The following is a 1,131-nucleotide window of genomic DNA, read 5'->3' as shown; positions in this document are numbered from 1 at the left end:
CCACGACGATGAAACGGCAAATGAGCTTTGCGGAAGCGGAAAGCACGGGCAAGAAGCGCATGACTCGGCGCCAGCGTTTCCTGGAAGAGATGGAGAAGCTCGTGCCGTGGTCGCGATTGCTGACGGCAATCGAGCCGTACTACCCGAAAGGAACTCGCGGCCGCCCGCCGATCGGTCTGGAGCGGATGCTTCGAATCTACTTCCTGCAGCAGTGGTACAGCCTGTCGGACGAAGGGCTGGAGGATGCGCTGTACGACAGCATTGCGATGCGGGCGTTTGCCGGGATTGATCTGGCCGTCGAGAACGTGCCGGATGCGACCACGCTGCTGAAGTTCCGGCGCTTGCTTCTCGAACATGACCTGACGCGCAAGCTGTTCGACGAGATTGGCATCTCGCTGTGCGAACGCGGGCTGATGATGAAGGAAGGCACGCTGGTCGATGCGACGATCATCGAAGCGCCGCCGTCGACCAAGAACGCCGAGAAGCGTCGCGATCCGGACATGCATCAAACGAAGAAAGGCAACGAGTGGCACTTCGGCATGAAGGCGCACATCGGCGTCGATGCCGATTCGGGGCTGGTTCACAGCGTGGTCGGCACGTCCGCCAACGTGTCGGATGTTTCGCAAGCACACGCGCTGTTGCACGGTCACGAGCAAGAAGCGTTCGGCGATGCGGGCTACATCGGCGTAGACAAGCGCGATGAGATGAAAAGCAAGTTGGTGAAGTGGCGTGTGGCGGCCAAGCGAGGAAAGCTCAAGGCGATGCAGGACGGTGCGCAGAAGGATCTGATGATCGCGCTCGAGCGAACCAAGGCGCAAATCCGCGCGCGGGTCGAGCATCCGTTTCATGTCGTCAAGAACCTGTTTCGTCATCGCAAGGTGCGCTACAAGGGGTTGCTCAAGAACACGGCGCAGCTGTTCAGTCTGTTCGCCTTGGCGAATCTGGTGATCGCGCGAAACCGGCTGCGGTCGATTCATGGGAGAAGTCCGTCATGCGTGTGAGAAATGCGAGAAATAAGGTGCATCCTCGGGGCAAACTTCTCCGAATGGGCGGCGCTTCGCTTCGGTATCCGGCCATTCCCCGCCCACATCGCCGACCACCTCGCGCGATCGCCTATTAATCAGTGTTTCC

General features: G+C 59.9%; 1 protein-coding gene. It reads left to right on the top strand.

What is annotated here, in order from left to right:
- Nucleotides 1-8: 8 nt before the first annotated feature.
- Nucleotides 9-1,001 carry an IS5 family transposase gene (locus tag HWX22_RS31240; RefSeq protein WP_175916991.1) on the top strand — a complete coding sequence of 331 codons (993 nt, stop codon included), beginning with the start codon at nucleotides 9-11 and terminating at the stop codon, nucleotides 999-1,001.
- The last annotated feature ends 130 nt before the right edge of the window (nucleotides 1,002-1,131 follow it).

Origin of the sequence: Burkholderia sp. BCC1638 (assembly GCF_902833195.1) — a bacterium.
Lineage (GTDB): Bacteria > Pseudomonadota > Gammaproteobacteria > Burkholderiales > Burkholderiaceae > Burkholderia > Burkholderia diffusa.
Note: the sequence above shows the minus strand (reverse complement) of the source record. Positions and strands in the feature narration are given on the sequence as shown.

Excerpts from the sequence above, each read along its gene's own strand:
- HWX22_RS31240 (WP_175916991.1), top strand. The coding sequence starts at position 9 with ATGAAACGGCAAATGAGCTTTGCGGAAGCGGAAAGCACGGGCAAGAAG.